The organism is Pseudomonas sp. RC10, assembly GCF_038397775.1.
Classification (GTDB): Bacteria; Pseudomonadota; Gammaproteobacteria; order Pseudomonadales; family Pseudomonadaceae; genus Aquipseudomonas; species Aquipseudomonas bambusae.
The window spans coordinates 2,334,663-2,357,640 of the sequence record NZ_CP151650.1 but is presented as its reverse complement, the minus strand read 5'-3'; the positions used below and the strand labels follow the sequence as shown (position 1 = coordinate 2,357,640).

Annotated in this window: 23 protein-coding genes; 13 read left to right on the top strand and 10 right to left on the bottom strand. The window is 62.3% G+C overall.

Annotated elements, in window-relative coordinates; all coding sequences use genetic code 11:
• Positions 1 to 3: 3 nt before the first annotated feature.
• Positions 4 to 339 carry a helix-turn-helix domain-containing protein gene (locus tag AAEO81_RS10960; RefSeq protein ID WP_178115712.1) on the bottom strand — a complete coding sequence of 112 codons (336 nt, stop codon included), beginning with the start codon at positions 337 to 339 and terminating at the stop codon, positions 4 to 6.
• 50 nt (positions 340 to 389) lie between these two features.
• On the opposite strand from AAEO81_RS10960, the gene AAEO81_RS10955 reads away from it, so the two are divergent.
• Both AAEO81_RS10955 and AAEO81_RS10950 read left to right on the top strand, forming a co-directional pair.
• Positions 390 to 1,481 carry an NADH:flavin oxidoreductase/NADH oxidase gene (locus tag AAEO81_RS10955; RefSeq protein WP_341963599.1) on the top strand — a complete coding sequence of 364 codons (1,092 nt, stop codon included), beginning with the start codon at positions 390 to 392 and terminating at the stop codon, positions 1,479 to 1,481.
• 165 nt (positions 1,482 to 1,646) lie between these two features.
• Positions 1,647 to 2,048, top strand: a complete 402-nt coding sequence (locus tag AAEO81_RS10950; RefSeq protein WP_341963597.1) for a hypothetical protein — start codon at positions 1,647 to 1,649, stop codon at positions 2,046 to 2,048.
• Positions 2,049 to 2,233: 185 nt separating this feature from the next.
• Here AAEO81_RS10950 and AAEO81_RS10945 read toward each other — a convergent pair whose 3' ends face one another.
• From AAEO81_RS10945 to AAEO81_RS10930, 4 genes are all read right to left on the bottom strand, one after another.
• Complete coding sequence (locus AAEO81_RS10945) at positions 2,234 to 2,620, bottom strand: DoxX-like family protein (RefSeq protein ID WP_341963595.1); 387 nt, start codon at positions 2,618 to 2,620, stop codon at positions 2,234 to 2,236.
• Positions 2,617 to 3,069 carry a thiol-disulfide oxidoreductase DCC family protein gene (locus AAEO81_RS10940; protein WP_341963594.1) on the bottom strand — a complete coding sequence of 151 codons (453 nt, stop codon included), beginning with the start codon at positions 3,067 to 3,069 and terminating at the stop codon, positions 2,617 to 2,619. The genes AAEO81_RS10945 and AAEO81_RS10940 overlap by 4 nt, the downstream gene beginning before the upstream one ends.
• Positions 3,070 to 3,174: 105 nt before the next feature.
• Positions 3,175 to 3,312 carry a hypothetical protein gene (locus AAEO81_RS10935; RefSeq protein ID WP_341963592.1) on the bottom strand — a complete coding sequence of 46 codons (138 nt, stop codon included), beginning with the start codon at positions 3,310 to 3,312 and terminating at the stop codon, positions 3,175 to 3,177.
• 19 nt (positions 3,313 to 3,331) lie between these two features.
• Positions 3,332 to 3,580, bottom strand: a complete 249-nt coding sequence (locus tag AAEO81_RS10930) for a hypothetical protein (protein WP_341963590.1) — start codon at positions 3,578 to 3,580, stop codon at positions 3,332 to 3,334.
• A 132-nt stretch (positions 3,581 to 3,712) separates the two neighbouring features.
• On the opposite strand from AAEO81_RS10930, the gene AAEO81_RS10925 reads away from it, so the two are divergent.
• Positions 3,713 to 4,036, top strand: coding sequence for a hypothetical protein (locus tag AAEO81_RS10925; protein WP_341963588.1), 324 nt, complete (start codon positions 3,713 to 3,715; stop codon positions 4,034 to 4,036).
• A gap of 81 nt (positions 4,037 to 4,117) precedes the next feature.
• Positions 4,118 to 4,558, top strand: a complete 441-nt coding sequence (locus tag AAEO81_RS10920) for a TspO/MBR family protein (RefSeq protein ID WP_341963586.1) — start codon at positions 4,118 to 4,120, stop codon at positions 4,556 to 4,558.
• 75 nt (positions 4,559 to 4,633) lie between these two features.
• Here the strand turns inward: AAEO81_RS10920 and AAEO81_RS10915 are convergent, their stop codons facing one another.
• The 4 genes from AAEO81_RS10915 to AAEO81_RS10900 all read right to left on the bottom strand — a co-directional run bounded on the left by AAEO81_RS10915 (position 4,634) and on the right by AAEO81_RS10900 (position 11,292).
• Complete coding sequence (locus AAEO81_RS10915; protein ID WP_341963584.1) at positions 4,634 to 6,112, bottom strand: efflux transporter outer membrane subunit; 1,479 nt, start codon at positions 6,110 to 6,112, stop codon at positions 4,634 to 4,636.
• 10 nt (positions 6,113 to 6,122) lie between these two features.
• Positions 6,123 to 9,299 (bottom strand): multidrug efflux RND transporter permease subunit, encoded by a 3,177-nt coding sequence (locus AAEO81_RS10910; RefSeq protein WP_341963582.1) that lies wholly within the window; start codon positions 9,297 to 9,299, stop codon positions 6,123 to 6,125.
• Positions 9,300 to 9,381: 82 nt separating this feature from the next.
• Positions 9,382 to 10,521 (bottom strand): efflux RND transporter periplasmic adaptor subunit, encoded by a 1,140-nt coding sequence (locus tag AAEO81_RS10905; RefSeq protein ID WP_341963580.1) that lies wholly within the window; start codon positions 10,519 to 10,521, stop codon positions 9,382 to 9,384.
• A gap of 294 nt (positions 10,522 to 10,815) precedes the next feature.
• Positions 10,816 to 11,292 (bottom strand): transposase, encoded by a 477-nt coding sequence (locus AAEO81_RS10900; protein ID WP_341963578.1) that lies wholly within the window; start codon positions 11,290 to 11,292, stop codon positions 10,816 to 10,818.
• Positions 11,293 to 12,112: 820 nt separating this feature from the next.
• Here AAEO81_RS10900 and AAEO81_RS10895 point away from each other — a divergent pair.
• Positions 12,113 to 13,090: a GlxA family transcriptional regulator gene (locus AAEO81_RS10895; RefSeq protein ID WP_166594862.1), complete on the top strand. Its 978-nt coding sequence runs from the start codon at positions 12,113 to 12,115 to the stop codon at positions 13,088 to 13,090.
• Positions 13,091 to 13,153: 63 nt separating this feature from the next.
• Here AAEO81_RS10895 and AAEO81_RS10890 read toward each other — a convergent pair whose 3' ends face one another.
• Complete coding sequence (locus AAEO81_RS10890) at positions 13,154 to 13,567, bottom strand: Rid family hydrolase (protein WP_341963576.1); 414 nt, start codon at positions 13,565 to 13,567, stop codon at positions 13,154 to 13,156.
• Positions 13,568 to 13,758: 191 nt separating this feature from the next.
• On the opposite strand from AAEO81_RS10890, the gene AAEO81_RS10885 reads away from it, so the two are divergent.
• The 8 genes from AAEO81_RS10885 to AAEO81_RS10850 all read left to right on the top strand — a co-directional run bounded on the left by AAEO81_RS10885 (position 13,759) and on the right by AAEO81_RS10850 (position 22,972).
• Positions 13,759 to 14,439, top strand: coding sequence for a GntR family transcriptional regulator (locus AAEO81_RS10885; protein ID WP_341963574.1), 681 nt, complete (start codon positions 13,759 to 13,761; stop codon positions 14,437 to 14,439).
• An 81-nt stretch (positions 14,440 to 14,520) separates the two neighbouring features.
• Positions 14,521 to 15,255: an SDR family oxidoreductase gene (locus AAEO81_RS10880; RefSeq protein WP_341963572.1), complete on the top strand. Its 735-nt coding sequence runs from the start codon at positions 14,521 to 14,523 to the stop codon at positions 15,253 to 15,255.
• Complete coding sequence (locus AAEO81_RS10875) at positions 15,248 to 16,312, top strand: phosphotransferase (RefSeq protein WP_341963570.1); 1,065 nt, start codon at positions 15,248 to 15,250, stop codon at positions 16,310 to 16,312. The genes AAEO81_RS10880 and AAEO81_RS10875 overlap by 8 nt, the downstream gene beginning before the upstream one ends.
• A complete protein-coding gene (locus AAEO81_RS10870) occupies positions 16,309 to 17,589 on the top strand; it encodes an aminotransferase class III-fold pyridoxal phosphate-dependent enzyme (RefSeq protein ID WP_341963569.1) in 1,281 nt (426 codons plus the stop codon). Before AAEO81_RS10875 ends, AAEO81_RS10870 begins: the two co-directional genes overlap by 4 nt.
• Positions 17,590 to 17,842: 253 nt before the next feature.
• A complete protein-coding gene (locus AAEO81_RS10865) occupies positions 17,843 to 18,322 on the top strand; it encodes a formate dehydrogenase subunit gamma (protein WP_341963567.1) in 480 nt (159 codons plus the stop codon).
• Positions 18,319 to 19,878, top strand: coding sequence for an NADH-ubiquinone oxidoreductase-F iron-sulfur binding region domain-containing protein (locus AAEO81_RS10860; RefSeq protein ID WP_341963565.1), 1,560 nt, complete (start codon positions 18,319 to 18,321; stop codon positions 19,876 to 19,878). Before AAEO81_RS10865 ends, AAEO81_RS10860 begins: the two co-directional genes overlap by 4 nt.
• Entirely contained in the window at positions 19,875 to 22,760 is a 2,886-nt protein-coding gene (gene fdhF / locus AAEO81_RS10855) for a formate dehydrogenase subunit alpha (RefSeq protein WP_341963564.1), read from the top strand. Before AAEO81_RS10860 ends, fdhF begins: the two co-directional genes overlap by 4 nt.
• Positions 22,757 to 22,972 (top strand): formate dehydrogenase subunit delta, encoded by a 216-nt coding sequence (locus AAEO81_RS10850; protein ID WP_166594853.1) that lies wholly within the window; start codon positions 22,757 to 22,759, stop codon positions 22,970 to 22,972. The genes fdhF and AAEO81_RS10850 overlap by 4 nt, the downstream gene beginning before the upstream one ends.
• The last annotated feature ends 6 nt before the right edge of the window (positions 22,973 to 22,978 follow it).

The following is a 22,978-nucleotide window of genomic DNA, read 5'->3' as shown; positions in this document are numbered from 1 at the left end:
GTCTCAATCCTGCGCCAGAATACTCTTCAACAACCCCGGAAAACGCGCATCGAGTTCGTCACTGCGCAGCGAGTTCATGTGGGTCGTACCGACGTTGCGGGTGTGAATCAGGCCTGCATCGCGCAGCACCCGAAAATGGTGTGACATGCTGGACTTCGGACGCCCGCCGTCCAGATCGCCACAGGAGGCTTCGTTCACGCCCGCAAGGCAGCGGACGATGTCCAGGCGCACAGGGTCGCTCAACGCGTAAAGCAGGCGTTCAAGGGCGAATTCGGACGGGATGGGATGTTTGAGGGCGCGCATGTGCGCATGATATCGAGGGGTTTCATCTAACGCCATATTTCGAATACTATCGAACAAGCGAAAAAGCACTCACGAGGAAAATGCCCATGTCAGCTCTGTTTGAGCCGTTCACCCTGAAGGACGTCACTCTGCGTAACCGCATCGCGATTCCACCGATGTGTCAGTACATGGCCGACGACGGTGTAGTCAACGATTGGCACCATGTGCACTTGGCGAGTATGGCTCGCGGCGGCGCGGGGCTGGTGGTGGTCGAAGCGACCGCGGTGTCCCCGGAAGGTCGCATCACCCCTGGCTGCGCCGGGATCTGGAGCGATGAGCACGCGCAAGCCTTTGTTCCGATGGTCAAGGCCATCAAGGCCGCGGGCGCCGTACCCGGTATTCAGATTGCCCACGCTGGCCGTAAGGCCAGTGCAAACCGCCCATGGGAAGGCGATGATCACATGGCCGAAAACGATCCACGGGGCTGGAAAACCCTTGGCCCCTCCCCGGTCGCCTTCGGTGCCAACTTGCCAAAAGTGCCTCAGGAAATGACCCTGGCAGACATCGCCCGTGTCCGCGAGGATTTCGTGAACGCCGCCCGCCGTGCCCGCGAAGCCGGTTTCGAATGGATCGAACTGCACTTCGCTCACGGCTACCTCTCCCAGAGCTTTTTCTCCGAACATTCCAACAAACGCACCGACGCTTACGGCGGTAGCTTCGACAATCGCAGCCGCTTCCTGCTGGAAACCCTGGCTGCGGTGCGTGAAGTGTGGCCAGAAAACCTGCCCCTCACGGCACGTTTTGGCGTGATCGAATACGACGACCGGGACGAGCAGACCCTGACCGAATCCATCGAACTCGCTCGCCGCTTCAAGGCGGGAGGTCTTGACCTGCTGAGCGTCAGCGTAGGCTTCACCATTCCGGAAACCAACATTCCCTGGGGCCCGGCCTTCATGGGGCCGATCGCCGAGCGGGTTCGCCGCGAAGCCGGTCTACCGGTGACCTCCGCCTGGGGTTTCGGCACGCCACAGCTGGCGCAGACCGCGCTGGAGTCTGGGCATCTGGACCTTGTGTCAGTGGGGCGTGCGCACTTGGCCGATCCACATTGGGCCTATTTCGCCGCCAAGGAACTGGGTGCGGAGAAAGCGTCCTGGACCCTGCCTGCGCCTTACGCTCACTGGCTGGAACGCTATCGCTGACCTGATTCATCGAGGACGGGTGCACGCTCGTCCTCGATGCACTGTTCAAGACGCTTTTTAACGCGGCCATCGCCGCGCCAGGACGTCTCTTTTTTAGCGAGAAAATCCGGCGGCTTTCATTTCCACGTGCCATGCTCATCGCACCCTGCACAGCGAGGAAGCGACATGACAACGCCTACGGACACGCAAGACCGCCTCGGCATGGCAGTGATCGTTTTCGAATCGCCCATGCTGCCGCGCCTTACGACAGCGGTGCAGAACCTGGGGCTTGAAGTGCAGGCGTTTGACGATGCCAATGAAGCCCGGGCGTATATCACTCACCCGCAGACCTCGATCAGTGTCGTCATCGCCAGCGGCACCCTTCCCGGCGTGCTCAACGGCGCGGACCTCACGACGACGCTCTCCCGCGCCTACCCCGCCCTGCCCTTCATCATCGCGGATCACTACGATGGCCTCGTCGAAAGCAACGTCATGTGCCTCGACTCACCATGGACCGTCGATGAAATCGATGAGCAAGTGGCGGCCATGATCGACAAACTGCCTGAGGGCAAACGCCCGGCCGCCTAGCCTCGGGAAAAGGACCGCCTGCACCTCAGAGGCATTGCCGTTTCAATGCCGCCTCCGGCCGCCGAAGAAAAAATCCTCACCCGGCTCGAAACGTGCGCGGGCGCATCCTTGCGCCTTGCCAGGCCTCTCGCGGGTTACATCACGGGCACTCACTTACGAGTCGATGGCGGGCTGTCCCCTGTTCTCTAACCGTTTGGGTGTTGAGCCTGCCGCGTCACCCATGCCACCGCACACAGCACCATCCCGGCCACGTTCAGGGTGACCGGGTTGAACGCATCGACCAGCATGGACGGTTGCATCACAGCGACGTCCACCAGCAGCCCCAGCAGCACAAACGCCGCCAGCGTCACAGGCCAGTTCAGACGTGGGACAAGCAGCAAAACTGCGGCGAGCATTAGCTCCGCAGCACCTGCGGCGTGTGACAACCACGGCGCGCCTTCCAGACCGTGGGCGCGCAGCAATACCTGCTCGCCCGGGCTTAACGCGATGAGTTTCGGCACCAACCCGTGGTAGGCAAACATGAACGCCAGACCACCTCGCGCCAGCCAATGGGCCTGACGCAAAGGGCTCACGACTGTGCCTTGAGAAAGCGCTGCTGATGATCCGGGGTCGGCATCAGGCAGACGTCGTATTTGCCGAACAAGCGATAGCGGTTGAGCGCGATGCGGTCGTACGCCCAGTCGCGCAGTGCCCGAGGAAAAACTCGCAGCAACCCGAGTGCGGGCCAAGGCGCGGGCAGCAGCGATGCCACTTCGAAAAACGCCTCCGACCTGACCCAATAGTGCTGATCACGAATGACCGCCATGGTGTCGAACGCGTCCACCGCCAAACCCGCCCAGGCCAGCAAATCCTGGCCTTCGCGCGATTGCACAGTGGCGAGTCGGACACGCTTGTGGCGATCGTGACGAATGAGGAATTTCGCCCAGCCGTTACACAGTTTGCAGACGCCGTCGAACAGCACGACGGTTTCACCGGGGGCCAGATGGGGGGCAGCAGTCGGACGTGTCAGAGCGGCAGGCATGGCCGGGCCTTTTGTGTGAAAACGATGGCCGCATTGTAGGACGTTGCTGAGCACGTCTTCCAGCGGCCAGAACCGACAATGCCTCGGCAGACTGACGGCGGTGCTTCAGCTCACGCCGGGCGGTATCCCGTCCTTATTGAAGTCTTTCAGACGCGCCTTCTCTTCTTCGGTCGAGTGCGCCGGTACGTCAGGTTGTTTGGGTGTCTTTGGCGTTTCGTTCACGGGTGTTTTTTCCTGGCTCATCACGGAGGGCTCCTGTCGGTCATTCGTGAGGAATGACGCCAGTCATGGCGGTGAACTGGCTCTGCCGGTGCTGCAACTTGTCGAGGACCTCAGGCGGCGTGGACTCCCGAAACACGACCATGTGCCCAACGTCCTTGCCACCTTCGGTGACGCGCTCGATGTCGTTGATCATCCAGGTTTTCAGCTCGTCGCTGGTCAAGCCCAGTTCTTGGGCCACGCGGTGGTGAAGACGCTCCGCATCGTACTGATTGAATTGATCGGTGTTCATCACGGTCTCTCCTGTGCTGGCTGTCAACATCAGGCCCTGATGCGGCGGCACAAGTTCAGTGAAATGTACGGCGTCGTCCGTTCAATCCCTTGGCCAGATCCGGCTACGTGTTCAACCCATGGAGCTTTGCGCATGTACCCGACAACCCCCGATGGCCGGTATTTCGTCGTCAAGGAACGGCTGTGGCGCTGCTCCAATCCGGCCCTCGACGAAGCGCAACGTCAGCAGCGAGTGAATGAACTGATGGCGGCGCGGCGGGCGGTCAAAGCCGCGAAAACGTCGCGGGACTCAGCGCAACTGAAAGCGGCGCGGGCGCAGGTCAACGCGGCCAAAGTGGGTTTGGGAGAGCGCGGGCCGGTCTGGTGGAACGACGGAGCGCCTGATTTGAATCGGCGCATGGTCAGGAACACGCCGTATGCCGAGTGGTACGAGGCGCTGAATACACCCGAATCTTGATCAATCAGGACCTTTTACCGCTGGACGCGTCCAATCCCAAAGAACCGACCCCACCCAATCGCTCACGCCATAGGACACTCGATGACTTTTTATATCTTTCTGATTGCCTGCGCCGCTGCTGCCAGCACCGGCGTGATCTTCAAACCCGGCAGTTGGTACGAAAGCCTGCAAAAGCCCCGCTTCACTCCGCCAAACTGGGCGTTCCCGGTGGTCTGGACGATCATTTATCTGTTGCTGGCCTGGGCCGGTTATCGACTGACGTTGCTCCCCGACAGCCAAACCGCGTTGGCCTTGTGGGCTGCTCAAATCGCCCTCAACACGTTATGGACGCCGGTGTTCTTCGGCGCCCATCGCATCGTCGCGGGCATGGTCATTCTTGCGGCGCTCTGGCTCACCGTTGCCACGCTGATCGTGGTGGCAATGCCGGTGGACCTGATCACCGGGCTGATTTTGTTCCCCTATCTCATCTGGCTGAGTGTGGCGGCTTCGCTGAATTTCTCGATTTTGCGGCATAACCGCTAAGTCCCTTCACCGCACGGGAGGAGCGTCGGTCGCAGACCGGTTCAGCGTGCTTCGCTCCTCATCACCTTGCTCTCATCACCTTGCTCTCACCACCTGACTCTCACCGCCTCGCTCCCAACCACCACCGAGTGCGCGGACCAGATTCACCGTTGCCGCTGCTTGAACACCGGTCAGGCGGCTCAGTTGCAGCTCGGTCTGCAACACTTGACGTTGCGCATCGATGACATCCAGGTAGCTGATCTGCCCTTCCTCGTACTGTTTTTTCGACAGCCGCTCGGTGCGCTGCGAGGCGCTGACGGCTGTGCTTTGGTCCCGAGTCTGCTCTCCCAGCAACCGAAGGTCGGACAAGCTGTCCTCCACTTCCCGAAACGCGATCAGCACCTGTTCGCGGTAGCGGGCGACGTCTTCTTCATACTGGGCGCGGGCCGTGTCGAGGTCGGCCTGTCGACGGCCACCGTCGAAAAGGGGCAAGGTCAATGCGGTGCCGGTCAACGGCCCCAAGACAAAGGCACGCGTGGACCAGTCAAAGAGATTGCCCAGTGAGCCCGCCTCGAAACCGCCTGCACCGTTGATCACCAGCCGAGGAAAAAACGCGGATTTCGCCAGGCCGATGCGCGCGTTGGCGGCGGCCATGGCCCGCTCCGCTGCGGCAATGTCAGGCCGACGTTCCAGCAGTTCAGACGGCATGACGTCTGGCACCTGCATGCGGACCGGCTCCAGCGGCGAGGGGGCCAATCCGAATTCAGCAGGCGCTTGTCCCAGCAATACCGCGAGGCTGTGTTCGGACGCGGCGCGAAGCCGCGCCACACCCGATGAGTCGGCGCGGGCCGCGAACAGCTCGTGGCGGGCACGGGCATCGTCGAGTTCACTGATGTCCCCCTCTTTGAAGCGGGCCTCTACCAATTTCAACGTGTCTTCCCGAAGCGCCACGGTGCGTTGATACAGGCGAAGCTGATTGTCGTACTCGCGCAGTTCAAAGTAGTTGCGGGCAACGTCGGCCTGGAGCGCCAGTTGTACCGAATGAAACAGCGCCTCTTGCTGCGCTTGATCCGCTACCGCAGCGTTGACGCTTTCACTCACCCTGCCGAACAGATCGGCTTCGTAAGAGGCCGTGGCCTGTGCGCGCCATAGGGTCTGAGTGGGCACGTGAGCGCTGTCCGACTGAAACTGCGACGCTGGAGAAAGCCGCTCGCGAGTCGGCCCGAAGCCTGCGTCGAGGGTGGGAAACCGACTGGCACGGGCCGCTGACGACTCCGCCCTCGCCTGCAGCACCCGTGCTGCGGCGGCTTTCAGATTCTGGTTGGCCTCGGCGGCCTGGCGTTCCAGGTCGTTGAGCACCGGGTCGTTGAAGAGGGTCCACCATTCACCCCGCTGCCGGTCGTCCGCCGGTTCCGCTGTTTTCCAGCGATCGGTCACCGCAGCCTCTTTGAAGCGCTCGGGCGTGTGGACGTGTGGCCGTTCATAAGAGGGCGCGACGGAGCAAGCGCCCAGCAACAAGAGCAGCGCGCCGGCCGCCCACCGTGTGGCGTGGCCGTGTATCAGCCTATCGATCATGGTGCGTTCCTCAGACAGTCGTTGACAGGGACGGCGCGTCTTTCTGCGCCACATGGACCTTGCCGCCTGCCAACGTGCGCAGGACCACATAGAAAACCGGGGTCAACGCCAGGCCGAAACCGGTGACGCCCAGCATCCCGAAGAACACGGAAATGCCCATGGCCTGGCGCATTTCAGCGCCTGCCCCGGAGGAGAACACCAGTGGCACGACACCCATGACGAACGCGATGGAGGTCATCAGGATCGGGCGCAGACGCAGCCGACTGGCTTCGATGGCGGCGCGCAACGGCGTGTAGCCGTCGTGTTCCAGCTCTCGCGCGAACTCGACCATCAGAATCGCGTTTTTTGATGCCAGGGCAACCAGCACCATCAAGCCGATCTGGGTGAAGATGTTGTTGTCGCCGTGGGTCAGCCACACACCGGTCAAGGCGCACAGCACACTCATCGGCACGATCATGATCACCGCCAGCGGCAGGGTCAGGCTTTCGTACAACGCCGCCAGGACCAGGAATACCAGCAGCACGCTGATCGGGAACACCCACAGCCCCGCGTTACCGGCCAGCACTTGCTGATAGGTCAGGTCGGTCCATTCGAACTTCACGCCTTGGGGCAAGACCCGTAACGCAATACGCTCAGCCGCTGCTTGCGCTTGGCCCGAGGAATAACCGGGCGCCGGGCCGCCATTGATATCGGCAGCCGTGTAGCCGTTGTAGCGCACGACCATGTCCGGGCCGTACGTCGGTGTCACGTGCAACAACGAGGACAGCGGCACCATTTCCCCCCGGTCGTTACGCGTCTTTAACTGAAGAATGTCGTCGGCCCGTTGGCGGAACGGCGCGTCGGCCTGGACCCGCACCTGATACACCCGGCCGAACGCGTTGAAGTCATTGGCGTACAGCGATCCGAGGTAGACCTGCAGTGTGCTGAACACATCGGACACGGAGACCCCGAGCTGCTTGGCCTTCACCCGGTCCAGCTCGATGTTCAACTGCGGGAAGTTGATCTGGTAGTTGCTCAGTGATCCGCCCAGTTCCGGGGTTTTGGCGGCTTCGGCCATGAACGCCTTGGCGGCCTTGTCCAACGCCTCATAACCCAGGTCAGCGCGGTCTTCGAGCTGCATCTTGAACCCGCCGAGGGTGCCGAGGCCGAGAATGGGGGGTGGCGGGAAGGCCGCGACGTAGGCCCCCTTGATGCTGGCGAACTTCTGGTTCAGGGATGCGACAATGGCCGCCGCCGTTTCGTCGGCCCCCTGACGTTCGGCAAAGGGCTTGAGCGGCACGAACACGATGCCGGCGCTCGAACTGTTCATGAACCCGTTCACTGACAGCCCCGGATAGCCCACGGCATGGGCCGCACCAGGCTGATGCATGACGATCTCGCTCATCTGGCGAATCACCTCTTCGGTGCGATCGAGGGACGCGCCGTTCGGCAACTGGGCGATGGTGACCAGGTATTCCTTGTCCTGTTGCGGCAGAAACCCGCCCGGCACGACCTTGGCGATCAGCACGGTCAACCCCAGCAACACTGCATAGATCATCAGCATGCTGCCCTTGTGCCGGATAACGCCGTTCACCCCCTTCGAATAGCGCTCCGAGCCGCGATGAAAGACGTGGTTAAACGCGCGAAAACCTCGTCCGCACACCCTGTTCATCCCGCGTGTCAGCCAGTCTTCGGGCGCGTCATGACCGCGCAGCAGCAGCGCGGTCAAGGCCGGGGAGAGGGTCAGGGAGTTGAACGCGGAAATGACGGTGGAGATCGCAATGGTCATCGCGAACTGTTTGTAAAACTGGCCGGTGAGGCCGCTCATGAAGGCCAGCGGCACGAACACTGCGATCAGGGTCAGGGCGATGGCGATGATCGGCCCGCTGACTTCCTGCATCGCCTGATACGTCGCCTCTCGGGGGGCGAGTCCGCTGGCGATGTTGCGCTCGACGTTTTCCACGACGACGATCGCGTCATCGACCACGATACCGATCGCCAGCACCATGCCGAACAGCGACAACGCGTTGATGGAGTAACCGAACACCAGCAGCAACGCAAAGGTGCCGATGATCGAAACCGGCACGGCGATCAGGGGAATCAACGACGTGCGCCACGATTGCAGGAACACGATGACCACCACCACGACGAGGGCGATGGCTTCGAGCAGGGTGTGGATGACCGCCTGGATGCTGGATTTGACGAAGCGCGTCGGGTCGTACACCAGCCGGTATTCCAAGTCCGTCGGGAACTCAGCGCTCAGGTCCACCAGCTGTGCGCGGATCTCGTCGGAGATGTCCAGCGCGTTGGCCCCCGGCGTCTGGTAAATCGCCAAGGACACCGCCGGTTGGTTGTCGAGCAAAGCGCGCAGGCCGTATTCTGTTGCGGCCAGCTCCACCCGCGCCACATCCCGAAGATGGGTGACGGCCCCGTTGGCGCCGGTCTTGAGCACGATGTCTTCGAACTCGGAAACGGTTTTCAGGCGGCCCTGTGCGTTGACGGTCAATTGCATGGCCGTGCCCGGTGCCGCAGGCGCTGCGCCCACGGCCCCCGCCGCCACCTGAATGTTTTGCTCCTTGATCGCGTTGACCACGTCCAGCGCGGTGAGGTTGCGTTGCGCGACCTTGGCGGGGTCCAGCCAGACCCGCATCGAATAGTCACCCGAGCCCCACAAGTCGACGCGACCGACGCCATGGATGCGCTCGAATCTGGTCTTCACGTTGCGCAACGCGTAATTACGCAGGTAGGTGTTGTCGTAGCGGCCGTTCGGCGACACCAAGTGCAGAAACAGCACCAGCGAGGACGTGCTCTTTTGCGTGGTGACACCCAGGCGTTGTACGTCTTCAGGCAACCGGGGCAAGGCCTGATTGACCCGGTTCTGCACCAACTGGGTCGCCAGGTCCGGGTCGGTGCCCAAGGCAAAGGTCACGGTGAGGGTCAGGTTGCCGTCGCTGTTCGCCTGGGACTGCATGTACAGCATGTTTTCGACGCCGTTGATCTTTTCTTCCAGGGGCGCGGCGACCGTTTCGGCGATGACCTTCGGATTGGCGCCGGGGTATTGGGTGCTGACCGTCACCGACGGCGGCACGACCTCGGGGTATTCGGCGATAGGCAGGCGGAAAATCGCAATCAGCCCGCCCAGCAGAATCAGCACCGACAGCACGCCTGCGAAGATAGGACGGTCGATAAAGAAGTTGGAAATTTTCATGAGTCAGTCTTCTGCGTGAGCCTGCGGAATCGAGCGTTGCCGGCGTGGCCGAGCGGCGGATGGACATGTCGTTCACACATGGCTATTGCACCGATGTGCCGACAGATACTTTGTCTCCCGGACGTACCCGTTGCAGCCCGCTGACGACCACCCGTTCGCCCTCCTTCAATCCGGACTTGACGATGCGTTCGTTGCCCTGCAGATCGCCGAGAACGACCTGGCGGTACACGACGTGATCGTCCTCGCCGACGACGTAGGCGAACCGCTTGTCCTGATCGGTGCCCATCGCGGCGTCGTCCATCAGCAGCGCCGGATAGGGCTCGCTGCCCCCGACTTTGAGCCGCGCATACAGACCAGGCAGCAACGCGCCATCGGCGTTGTCGAAGCGCGCCCGCACACGGATGGTGCCGGATGAGGTGTCGAGGGCATTGTCGACGGATTGAATGACGCCACGGCGCGAATAGCCGGTCTCGTTGCCCAGCCCGAGGTCGACCGGCACCTTGCCGTTGCGGCCTACGCTGCGGATGTATTTCAAGTACGTCTGTTCGTCGGCATTGAACTCGGCGTAGATCGGGTCCATGGACATGACGGTGGTCAGCGACTCCGCACCGGCGCCCGCATGGACGAGGTTGCCCAACGTCACCTCAGCGCGGGAAACCCGTCCTGAAATCGGCGCAGTCACCTGGGTGTAAGCCAAGTCGATTTCGGCAGCCTTCAACGTGGCCTCGGCGGTTTTCAGATGGGCGACGGCCTCCAGCGCGGCATTGTTTTTTTCGTCGTAGTCGCGCCGGGCGATGGCGTTTTCAGCCAGGAGCCGTTGCGCCCTCGCCCAATCATTCTGCGTGTAGGCCATCCGCGCCCTGGCCGCTGCGACCTCGCCTTTTGCCCGGTCTACCTGCGCCTGATAGGGGCGCGGGTCGATCACGAACAGCACGTCTCCCTGTTTCACCATCTGCCCGTCATGGATGTTGACGAACGTCAGCGTGCCGGAGACTTGCGGCCGAACATCCACCCGCTCCACGGCGCTCAAACGCCCCGAATAGAACTGCCAGTCGGTCACGTTCTGCTGCTTCACCACCGCCACATCGACCACCGGCAAATGTGGCGCTTCCTGTGCGACCGCCTGCTCTGTACGTTCCATCAGGCCATACGTCACGCCAGCGGCAAGTAAACAGCCGCCTGCCAGAACGAGGGCCAGGCGCGGCTTCAATAGGGTTGTCATAGGGGCTCCGAGTCGGTCAATGATCCGCAGATCGAACGGCCGCCCACCCCCTTCTGCCGTATCCAGACGGAGGCTGCACAGTCGCGGGACGTGTTCGATGCCATGGGTGTCGAGGCGCTCAAGGACGCCTGCTCATGAAACGGTGGGCATTTTCGTCACCGCAACGCACAGGGAAAAGGACGTAGTTCCCTCCTTTAACGCCATGAAGGAAACGTTCGCAGCCAACCCTCCCCAGCGCCTGGGCCTTCTTCGCGAATGAATTCGCGCCTACAGAAGCGCCGTGCTACCGCTGTTCTACCCCGCGTCCGAATCTCCGACCCAGACGCAATCCCACAGGGGGTAATCCCCGACCCGCGTCACCAATCCAGCTCTGACAGGGTTCAAGACGATGTACCGGGCGGCCGCCTTATGATCTTCGTCATAACGCAACGCCCGGTCATAAAAGCCACGCTGCCATACGTGTCCTCGGCGGCGCATTGCGCGGTTTAGTGCGACCGCACTACTGGCTTTGACCTGTTTGACGAGCCGCTCCAGAGAGCCGGTGCTGAGTTCCAGCAGCCAGTGAAAGTGATCCGGCATGACGACCCACGCCAGGGAGGTGGCGATTCCGCTTTCATCGGCGCGCTTGAATTGGTCCACCACCAGACGTCCCAAGTGAAAATCTGAAAAAAATGGGCGACGATCTTCGGTTGCGGAAGTAATCAGATACACCCTGCCCGACTCCGAAAATCGACCGGTACGAAGGCGGTGGGCGTGTGGTGTTCGTGTCATGTGCATCCCTCTTTTTGTGAATCAAGAGGGGTAAACGTAGTGGCGGTAGCCATCGCACGGTGCATGAGTGTTTATCCGGATATCACCCAGCGCTCCCACGCCTGTCAGCAGCGTTTCGTATGGCAGGCGAGAAAAACGTCGCCCGCCCTGGCGCCTCGGGATGCCGCCCGGAATGAATTCGCTCCTACAGAGAGCCTGCATCTGGTTCACGCCCAACTGCAACACAATGTCTCGTCCCCTCGTGCAAGAATGAAGGGGGTGTTGGCGACGCGATCTCCTGTAGGAGCGAATTCATTCTGGGCGGCATCCCGACGTGGCGTTCGTACAGCCGCCGCATCCCCATCGCCTGTCCCTTCATTCGCTAGACGTTTGTACAGCCGACACAGCTCCAGCGCCTGTCCCTTTTTCGCGAATAAATTCGCTCCTACAGAGCACCGCGTCTCCCAGTGCTACCGCGATCTCCTGTAGGAGCGAATTCATTCGCGAGAGGCCAGTACCGCCGACACATCTCCATCGCCTGTCCCTTTTTCGCGAATAAATTCGCTCCTACAGAGCACCGCGTCTCCCAGTGCTACCGCAATCTCCTGTAGGAGCGAATTCATTCGCGAGAGGCCAGTACCGCCGACACATCTCCATCGCCTGTCCCATCTTCGCGAATGAACTCACTCATACGGGGATTCTGTGACGATGACGGTTTTTGCGGGTTTTATGCCCTTTGCACCGTTCCGGATCTGGCGGATCATCGGCGGGTCACAGACGTGTGTCGCAAGGAACACAGACGTCACAGAGTGGAATTCACGATGCTTGAATAGGTACTGAGATGCGTGATATCGCCTTCCTGATCTTCCCCGGCTTCCAGATTCTCGACCTCACGGGTCCGCTGGCGGCGTTCGAGCTGGCCAAGGGGGTGGGCGTGCCTGATCCCTATCGGTGTTTCGTGGTGTCGCAATCGGGCGGTCCAGTCAGGAGTTCTTCCGGTCTGGAGGTGACAGCGAGCAAGATCAGGTCCAAGCCTTACGACACGTTGACGGTGGTGGGCGCCGATTTATTGTCCAGGCCGTACGATCTTCCCGACATCTCGGATCACTTGGCCAGGGCCGCGGCCAAAGGCACCCGACGCGTCGCCAGCGTGTGCACCGGCGCGTTTTTCCTGGCCGAGGCGGGTTTGCTGGACGGACGTCGGGCCACGACGCACTGGAAGCAGACGGCGCAGTTGCAACGTCAATTCCCGAAAGTGAAGGTCGAGCCGAACCGGATTTTCGTCAAGGAAGGCGGCATCTGGACGTCAGCAGGCGTGACGGCGGGCATCGATCAAGCGTTGGCGATGATCGAAGAAGATCTGGGCAGCGCCGTTTCCCACGAAGTCGCAAGGCTGCTGGTGGTTTATCACCGCCGCCCTGGCGGGCAATCGCAGTTCTCTGCCATGGCCGACATGGAACCCGCCACCGACCGCATGCGCGAGGTGCTGACCTACATGCGCGAGCATCTGCACGAGCAGCTGTCAACCGAACACCTGGCCGCCATCGCCTGCCTGAGTCCGCGTCAATTTGGCAGGGCTTTTCTGATGGAAACGGGTGAAACGCCGGCGAAGGCCGTCGAACGCTTGCGCGTTGAAGTGGCCAGGCAGCGCGTCGAGCGAAGCGCCGAGCCCATCGAGCTGATCGCCCATTCGGTCGGGTTCAGAGACCCGGAACGCATGCGCCGAGCGTTCATCAGAGTGACCGGCCATCCACCACAAAGCGTCCGTCGGCTCTCTCATCAGAAGGGTGTGGACGACGCCCTCGCCATCGCGCCATAACCGGCGGCCTCACGCGAGGCCGCAAGCCTGGATGTTGAGGCACCCGTCATCCGACAGGGTCAATCAAACCTTCAAGGCCGCGACGACCTTGATCTCGATCTTGAGCTCCGGCAACCCAAGCGCTTCGATACCGATCAATGTCCAGGCCGGGTACGGCTCGACGAAATGCCGCTTCTTGACCGGCAGGAAATCGTCGAGGTGCTGATTCAGGTCCACGTGATAACTGACGACCTCCACCAGATCGCCCATGCCCAACCCTTCCAGACGCAACACCTCAGCGATGCGCTGAAAGGCCAGTTCGGTCTGTTCGGCAACGGAAACCGGCACGGTGCCGTCCGCTTTCACACCCACCAATCCTGCGACAAACAACAGCCCACCGGCCCTGACCGCCGGGGCATATTGCCAGTCGGTGAACGCTTGGGTGCTCACGCCGAACACGTCGTTGCCTTCGGGAATTTCTACGACTGATTTGCTCATGTTCAATCCTCATCAGGTCATGCGACAGCCACACGTAGCGCTGTCTGTGGCTGTGAAGCCTAAGCGTTGCTTGAAGGAAAACGAACGACACAAATCCCTCGCTTTCGGTCACTGAGGGCCATTCAACGCGGGAGAGCCACGGGCATCCTGTTGTATAGTCGCCCGTCATACGCCTCGGCACTTGGTGACTCATGTCCTACCCGCTCGACACCATCGCCCATACCTATCTGGGCTCCAACGTCTACTCGCAGTTGCGTAACGCGCTGATCACCGGCGGGCTCAAGCCGGATGACCGGCTGCGGATACGGGAACTGGCCGCCCAGCTGGGCACCAGTGTCACGCCGGTCCGCGACGCCATCCTGCAACTGGCGAAGGAGAAGGCGTTGGTGCTCAAGACCCCGAAGGACATTCGGGTTCCGGTGCTGGATCGCGAGGCGTATCTGGAAATCCGCACCCTGCGCTTCAACCTCGAAGGCCTCGGCGCCGAGGCCGCTGCCAACGTGGCCACAGAGGCCGACATCACGCGCATCGACACCAACATCCAGCTCAACCTTCAGGCCATCGAAAGGCATGACGTGCCCGAAGCGTTGCGACTCAACAGCGAGTTTCACTTTTTGATCGCCGAAGCGGCGCGAATGCCCCTGCTGCGGGGTTATCTGGACAGCCTGTGGATGCGCGCAGGCCCTTTGATCGCCCAGGCGTACGCCCACTTTTCCCTGACCATGGCCATCGAACATCACGTGGAAGTGCTCGGCGCTCTTCGCCAGAGGGATGCAGCGGCCGCCAGACATGCGATTCAGACCGACATCATGGACGGCAACCAGAAGATGCTGGAATTCATCGCCGTCAGTCAGGAAGCGCTCGACGAGTAACATCATTTTCGAAGACCTATTGACACGCCACTCGGCGAAAAAACATGATGCATCAAACTTCATAGCCACGGAGAGACCATCATGACTGCCAAGAAGACGCTTCTGTTGACCGGCGCCAGCCGCGGTATTGGTCACGCCACCGTCAAGCATTTCCACGCCGCTGGCTGGGAAATCTTCACCGCATCCCGGCAGGATTGGGTCGCGGAATGCCCGTGGGCAGAAGGCCTGCTTAACCACATTCACCTCGATCTGGAAGACATCGACAGCGTCAGCGACAGCATGGCGATGATCAAGGACAAGCTCGGTGGACGCCTGGACGCGCTGGTCAATAACGCCGGCATTTCACCCAAAGGCCCGGAAGGTGCGCGAATGGGCGTTCTGGAATCCGACTACGCGACCTGGGTCAAGGTGTTCAACGTCAACCTGTTCTCCACCGCGTTGCTGGCGCGGGGCCTGTTCGATGAGCTGAAAGCCGCGAAAGGCAGCATCATCAACGTCACCTCGATTGCCGGCTCGAAAGTGCACCCGTTCGCCGGGGTCTGCTATTCCACGTCGAAAGCCGCCCTCTCGGCCCTGACCCGGGAAATGGCTTACGACTTCGGTCGTCACGGCGTACGGGTCAACGCCATTGCGCCGGGAGAGATCGACACGTCGATCCTCTCCCCCGGCACCGCTGACATCGTCGAGCGGCTGGTGCCGATGCACCGCCTGGGCAAGCCCGAAGAAGTCGCGTCGCTGGTGTATTTCCTCTGCACCAGCGGCGCGTCGTACGTGAACGGCTCGGAAATCCACGTCAACGGTGGCCAGCATGTCTGAAGGAGTGATGACTGACGTCTCCTGCGCGAAGCTCATGACGACCCAAGCGCCCGAGGTGGACGAACGCAGAACGCTGGAAATGGCCGCGCAGGTCTACGGCCTGAACGGGACGATTCAGCCGCTGAACGGGGAACGGGACGCGAATTTTCTCGTGCGCTCCGATCGGGGCGCGTACGTGCTGAAAGTCATCAATCCAGCGGAAAGCTCCAGCGTCACCCACTTCCAGACGCAGGCCCTGTTGCACATCGAGCGCCATGGCGCCCACCTTCCGGTGCCTCGCGTGCTGGCGGCATTGAACGGTGAGTTCGAGCCCTGCGTGCGGGTCGGTGAACAGCATTTCACCGTACGCACGGTGAGCTACCTGGAAGGCGTTTCGCAGAATCAGGGCACGCCCAGTATTGCGCTGATGCATCAGCTGGGCACGATCCTGGCGGACGTCAATCTGGCGTTGAAGAACTTCCAGCACCCCGGTGCGCAGCGCAATCTGCTGTGGGACGTGGGCCACGCCGAACGCACCCGCCCTCACTTGCACTGCTTGGACGCCGCGCAACAACCGCTGGTGACCGCGCTGATGGACCGCCACGAAACCCACGTGAAGCCTCGACTGGCGAAGCTGCGCGCGCAAGTTATTCATAACGACCTGAACCCGCACAATGTCATGCTCGATGCCGCGACCGGCACCCGAGTGACGGCCATCATCGATTTTGGTGACGCCCTGTACGCCCCCCTTATCAATGATCTGGGCACCGCGCTGTCGTACCAGTTCGACGCCGACGCCGCCGACCCGCTCTGGCAAATCAAGGCCTTTACTGCTGCCTACTCCAGACGCATTCCGTTGCTGCACGAAGAGCTTGAAGTCCTCGGCGACCTGATCGCCATGCGCATGGCCATGGCGATCACCATCGCCCAATGGCGAGCAAGCCTGTACCCGGACAACCGCGCCTACGTGCTGCGCAACCTCAGCACCACTTGGCGCAACCTGCAATCGCTGGTCGCCCTGCCCTCTGGGCAACTGACCCAAGCGCTGATCAATGCCTGCACACCGGAGGCCGCATGAGTCCCGACCTGCTTTCCCGCCGCGAGCATGCCCTCGGCGCCAGCTACCGCCTGTTTTACGAAGAACCCTTCGCACCGGTGCGGGGCGAAGGCGTCTGGCTGTTCGACCAGAACGGCACGCCCTTTCTGGACGCCTACAACAACGTGGCTTCCGTGGGCCACTGCCACCCGGCGGTGGTGCGGGCGATTGCCGAACAGAGCGCGCAGCTCAACACCCATACGCGTTACCTGCACCCGGCGATCGTCGACTACGCCGAAGATTTGCTCAGCGAGTTTCCCGAGTCCCTGAACAACCTGACCATGACCTGCACCGGCAGCGAGGCCAATGACCTCGCGCTGCGCATCGCCCGCTGTCACAGCGGCGGCACGGGGATTCTCGTGACACGCTGGGCCTATCACGGCGTCACCAGCGCGCTGGCAGAAATTTCGCCGTCATTGGCCACGGGACTGCCTACCGCCAACCATGTGCGCTTGCTCGATCCGCCGGATTCGTATCGCGGCAACCATTTCGTGGCCAGCGTCAAAGCCGCCCTCGCGGACATGCGGGCTCGCGGCATCCAGCCAGCGGCGTTGATGGTGGACAGCATTTTTTCCAGCGACGGTGTGTTTTCTCCGTCCAACGGCGAACTGGCCGCTGCCGCTCAGTGCGTGCGCGAAGCTGGCGGCCTGTACATCGCCGATGAAGTCCAGCCCGGATTCGGCCGCACCGGCGCGCAGCGCTGGGGATTTCAGCACGACGCCGTGATTCCGGACCTCGTGACCCTGGGCAAGCCCATGGGCAATGGCCACCCGGTTGCAGGCGTGGTGGGCCGCTCGGCGCTGTTCGACCAGTTCGGCCGTCAGCAGCGCTATTTCAATACGTACGGCGGCAATCCCGTGTCTTGCAAAGCCGCGCACGCGGTGCTCGGCGTGCTGCGCGACGAGAATCTGCAGGCCAATGCCCATGACGTGGGCGGCTACCTCAAACGCGGGTTGCAAGCCTTGGCCGAGCGCTTCGAAGTGATCGGCGATGTGCGTGGCGAGGGCCTGTTTCTCGGCGTCGAACTGGTGGAAGACCGCACTACCCAATCCCCCGCCACCCGCATTGCGGCAGCGACGGTGAATGGCATGCGCCGCAGGCAGGTGCTGATCAGCGCTACCGGCCCCGCCGCCAACGTCCTCAAGATCCGTCCGCCACTGGTGTTCCAGCGCAACCATGCCGATCTGTTGCTGGAACGGTTGGAAGCCACGCTGAGCGCGGTCACAGAAAGGCCCTCCGGATTGACCGGCAGCGTCTAAACTCCATCCAGTCGCAAAAAGAACGGGCCGCGTCGCTTTTGTAAGAAAAATTCAAAAACGGCATGCCAAGCTGCGTTCCATACCCGACCAAGGGCGTGACAAAGATCGCGCCGGGTACAACAAGATGCCCGACAAGGGTGCCCTGGCTTCGGCCTGAAAATCCACGTGCCCGTGACGTGGTACATGCGCCGCAGCCCACACTTTCGGACAACCGACAACCATCTGGTTCGTCCGTGACCGTGAGGAATGCTGTATGCCTGACCAGATGTCGATTCTGCCCATGGTCAACAGCCTGCTGGAGCGCCATAGAGGCTCTCCGGGTGCACTGTTGCCCATTCTCCACGAGATTCAGGAAGGCATCGGTTACATCCCCGACGCCGCCATCCCCGACATAGCCCACGCCCTCAACCAAAGCCAGGCGGAAGTGCGTGGCGTGATCAGTTTCTATCATGACTTCCGCACCGTTCCGCCTGCGCGCCATATCTTGCGCCTGTGCCGGGCCGAGTCCTGCAAAAGCCGGGGGGCCGAGCAATTGGCGGCGCAGTTGCGCGACCGTCTGCAACTGGACGATCACGGCAGCAGCGCCGACGGCAATATCAGCTTGCGTCCCGTGTATTGCCTGGGCGCCTGCGCGTGCTCACCCGCGCTGGAGCTGGACGGAAAACTGCACGCGCGGCTCAGTGCCGAACGTCTGGATGCCCTGCTCGACACGTGCCGGGAGGACGCACAATGACGCGTCTATACCTGCCCGCCGACTCCGTGGCCCGCGCCGTGGGGGCGGACGCCGTTGCCGTGGCCCTCGCCAGCGAAGCGCGCGAACGCAACCTGCCGCTGGACTTACACCACACCAGCTCCCGGGGCCTTTACTGGCTGGAACCGCTGCTTGAAGTGGACTGCCCGCAAGGCCGCCTCGGTTTCGGCCCGCTGACGGAAGATGACGTCCCCGGCGTGCTCGACGCGCTGCTCGGCGATCCCTCCAGCCATCCGTTGTCTCTGGGATTGGTGGAAGAGTTGCCCTATCTGAAGACCCAACAACGCCTGCTGTTCGCCCGCGCCGGGATCACTCAGCCGTTGTCGCTGGAGGATTACAAGGCCCACGGCGGTTTCGAAGGTCTGACCCGCGCCATTGCCGTGGGTGGCGACGAAACGGCAACGGCCGTGTTCGACTCCGGCCTGCGCGGTCGCGGCGGCGCGGCCTTCCCTGCCGGGATCAAATGGCGCACCGTCCGGGGCACGCAAGCCGCGCAGAAATACGTGGTGTGCAACGCCGACGAAGGCGACTCTGGCACGTTCGCCGACCGCATGCTGATGGAAGGCGACCCCTTCTTATTAGTAGAAGGCATGGCCATCGCCGGCATCACGGTGGGCGCAAATTTCGGTTATATCTACGTGCGCTCGGAATACCCCCAAGCCATCGCCACCCTGCGCGAAGCCATCACGATTGCCCGCTCCGCTGGCTTCCTCGGCGACGACGTCGCGGGCAGCGGCCTGGCGTTCGATCTGGAAGTGCGGGTCGGTGCAGGCGCGTACATCTGCGGTGAAGAAACCGCGCTGCTGGACTCACTGGAAGGCAAACGTGGGCTGGTGCGTGCCAAGCCGCCGATCCCCGCACTGAAAGGGCTGTTCGGCCAGCCGACCCTGGTTCATAACGTGCTGACCCTGGCGTCGGTGCCGCTGATTCTGGCCAAGGGCGCGCAGTTCTACCGCGATTACGGCATGGGCCGATCTACCGGCACCATGCCGTTTCAACTGGCGGGCAACATTCGCCACGGCGGCCTTGTAGAGCGGGCGTTTGGCCTGACCTTGCGGGAATTGGTGGAAGTCTATGGCGGCGGGACCGCCAGTGGTCGTCCGCTGAAAGCCGCACAGATTGGCGGCCCGCTGGGCGCCTGGGTGCCGCCCTCACAGTTCGATACGCCGCTGGACTACGAGGCGTTCGCTGCCATCGGCGCGATGCTCGGTCACGGCGGCGTGGTGGTGGCCGACGACACCCTGGACATGGCCCACATGGCCCGTTTCGCCCTGGAATTCTGCGCCGAAGAATCCTGCGGGAAATGCACGCCCTGCCGTATCGGTTCGACCCGCGGTGTCGAGGTGATCGACCGGCTGCTGGCCGCGCCCGACCAGAACGGGCGGGATCAACAGGCCATCATCCTCAAAGACCTGTGCGACACCCTGCAATTCGGTTCGCTCTGCGCGCTCGGCGGCATGACCGCCTACCCCGTCGCCAGCGCGCTCAAGCACTTCCCTGCCGACTTTGGTCTGCAACTCTCGGAGGCCGAGCAATGATCACGATATTCGACCCGAAAACCGACGCCGACTTAGGCACGCCCGCCCGCCACAGCGGCGTGCAGGTCACCCTGAACATCGACGGCCAACGTATCAGCGTGCCTGAAGGCACCTCCGTCATGCGTGCCGCCGCGCTGATGGGCACCACCATTCCCAAACTGTGCGCCACCGACAGCCTCGAAGCGTTCGGCTCCTGCCGCATGTGCCTGGTGGAAATCGAAGGCATGCGCGGCTATCCGGCCTCGTGCACCACGCCGGTCACCGAAGGCATGACCGTCCACACCCAGACGCCGAAACTCGCGACGCTGCGCCGCAACGTCATGGAGCTGTACATCTCCGATCACCCGCTGGATTGCCTGACCTGCTCGGCCAACGGCAACTGCGAACTGCAAACCGTCGCTGGCCAGGTGGGCCTGCGGGAAGTGCGCTACGGCTACGAAGGCGAAAACCATCTCGCTGACAAGAAAGACGTGTCCAACCCGTACTTTGATTACGATCCGAGCAAGTGCATTGTCTGCAGCCGCTGCGTGCGCGCCTGTGAAGAAACCCAGGGCACTTTCGCGCTGACGATCACTGGACGCGGCTTCGAATCCCGCGTGTCCGCCGCCGGTGGCGACAACTTCCTCGAATCGGAGTGCGTGTCCTGCGGCGCCTGCGTGCAAGCCTGCCCCACCGCGACCCTCATGGAAAAAAGCGTGGTGGAGAAAGGCCAGCCGGAGCACAGCGTCATCACCACCTGCGCCTATTGCGGCGTGGGCTGCTCGTTCCGCGCCGAGATGAAAGGCGATGAACTGGTGCGCATGGTCCCGGACAAGAACGGCCATGCCAACCATGGCCACTCCTGCGTCAAGGGCCGTTTCGCCTGGGGCTATGCGACCCACCCGGATCGCATCACCAAACCGATGATCCGCAAGCACATCAGCGACCCGTGGCAGGAGGTCAGCTGGGACGAGGCCGTGACCTACGCCGCCAGCGAAATGCGTCGCCTGCAACAGAAGTACGGCCGCGATTCCATTGGCGGCATCACCTCCAGCCGCTGCACCAACGAAGAAACCTACCTGGTACAGAAACTGGTGCGCGCGGCGTTCGGCAACAACAACGTCGACACCTGTGCGCGGGTTTGCCACTCGCCAACCGGCTATGGCCTTAAACAGACGCTGGGCGAATCGGCAGGCACCCAGAGCTTCGACTCGGTGATGAAAGCCGATGTGATTCTGGTCATGGGCGCCAATCCGAGCGACGCCCACCCGGTGTTCGGTTCCCAACTCAAGCGCCGCCTGCGCGAAGGCGCTCAACTGATCGTCATCGACCCACGGCGCATCGATCTGGTGGATTCGGTTCATGGCCGGGCCAAGATTCACCTCGCGCTGCGTCCGGGCACCAACGTCGCCATGCTCAACGCCTTGGCTCACGTGATCGTCACCGAAGGCTTGCTCGATCAGGCGTTCATTGACGCCCGCTGCGAAGGCAATGACTTTGCCCGCTGGAGCGAATTCGTCAGCCGCGCAGAGAATTCGCCGGAAGTACTGGGCCTCATCTGCGGTGTGAACGCCGCCGACATTCGCGCCGCCGCCCGCCTCTACGCCAGCGCCAACAACGCCGCCATTTATTACGGGCTGGGCGTCACCGAACACAGTCAGGGCAGCACCGCCGTCATGGGCATCGCCAACCTGGCCATGGCCACCGGCAACATTGGCCGTGAAGGCGTCGGCGTCAATCCGCTGCGTGGGCAGAATAACGTGCAAGGCTCCTGCGACATGGGCTCATTCCCCCACGAACTGCCGGGCTATCGCCACATCTCCAACGAAGTTGTGCGCACTCAGTTCGAGAATGCCTGGAACGTCACGCTGCAACCCGACCCGGGCCTGCGCATTCCCAACATGTTCGAATCGGCGCTGGCCGGTCAATTCAAGGGCTTGTACTGCCAGGGCGAAGACATCGCCCAGAGCGACCCGAACACCCAGCACGTGACAGCAGCCCTGTCGGCCATGGAATGCGTGGTGGTGCAGGACATCTTCCTTAACGAAACCGCGAAATTCGCCCACGTGTTCCTGCCGGGCGCTTCGTTCCTTGAAAAAGACGGCACCTTCACCAACGCCGAACGCCGCATCTCGCGGGTGCGCAAGGTCATGGACCCACTGGGCGGCAAGGCCGACTGGGAAGGCACCGTCGCGCTGGCCAACGCGTTGGGCTACCCGATGAGCTACACACACCCGTCGGAGATCATGGACGAAATCGCCAGCCTCACCCCGACGTTCACCAACGTCAGCTACGCCGCACTGGACGCTCACGGCAGCCTGCAATGGCCGTGCAACGAAGGCGCGCCCGACGGCACGCCGACCATGCACATCGACCAGTTCGTGCGCGGCAAAGGCCGCTTCATGCTCACCGGCTACGTGCCCACCGAGGAAAAGGTCAACACCCGCTACCCACTGCTGCTCACCACCGGCCGCATCCTCAGCCAATACAACGTCGGCGCCCAGACCCGTCGCACCGAGAACGTTGCCTGGCACGAAGAAGACCGACTGGAAATCCACCCGACCGACGCCGAAAGCCGCGGCGTCAACGAAGGCGACTGGGTGGGCATCGGCAGCCGCGCCGGCCAGACCGTACTGCGCGCCCGGGTGACCGAACGCGTCGCACCAGGCGTGGTGTACACCACCTTCCACTTCCCGGAATCCGGCGCCAACGTCATCACCACGGACAACTCCGACTGGGCCACCAACTGCCCGGAATACAAAGTCACCGCCGTGGAAGTCAGCCGCGTCTACCACCCTTCCGAGTGGCAAAAGCGCTACCAGGCCTTCAGCGACGAACAGCAACGCCTGCTCGACGAACGGCGCCAGGCTCGCCACACCGACAAAGCGGAGGTGCGCCGATGAGCGACGCCAACCTGATCAAAATGGTCAACCAGATCGCCAAATACTTCGCCACCGAACCGGATCAAGAGGCCGCAGTTCTCGGTGTGCGCAACCACATCCAGATGTTCTGGACGCCGGGGATGAAGAAGGAGTTGGTGGCGTTGCAGGCGGCGAATCACGGCGCGGAATTGCACCCGCTGGCGCAAGATGCGGTAAAGGGGGCTGGATGGTAGAACCGG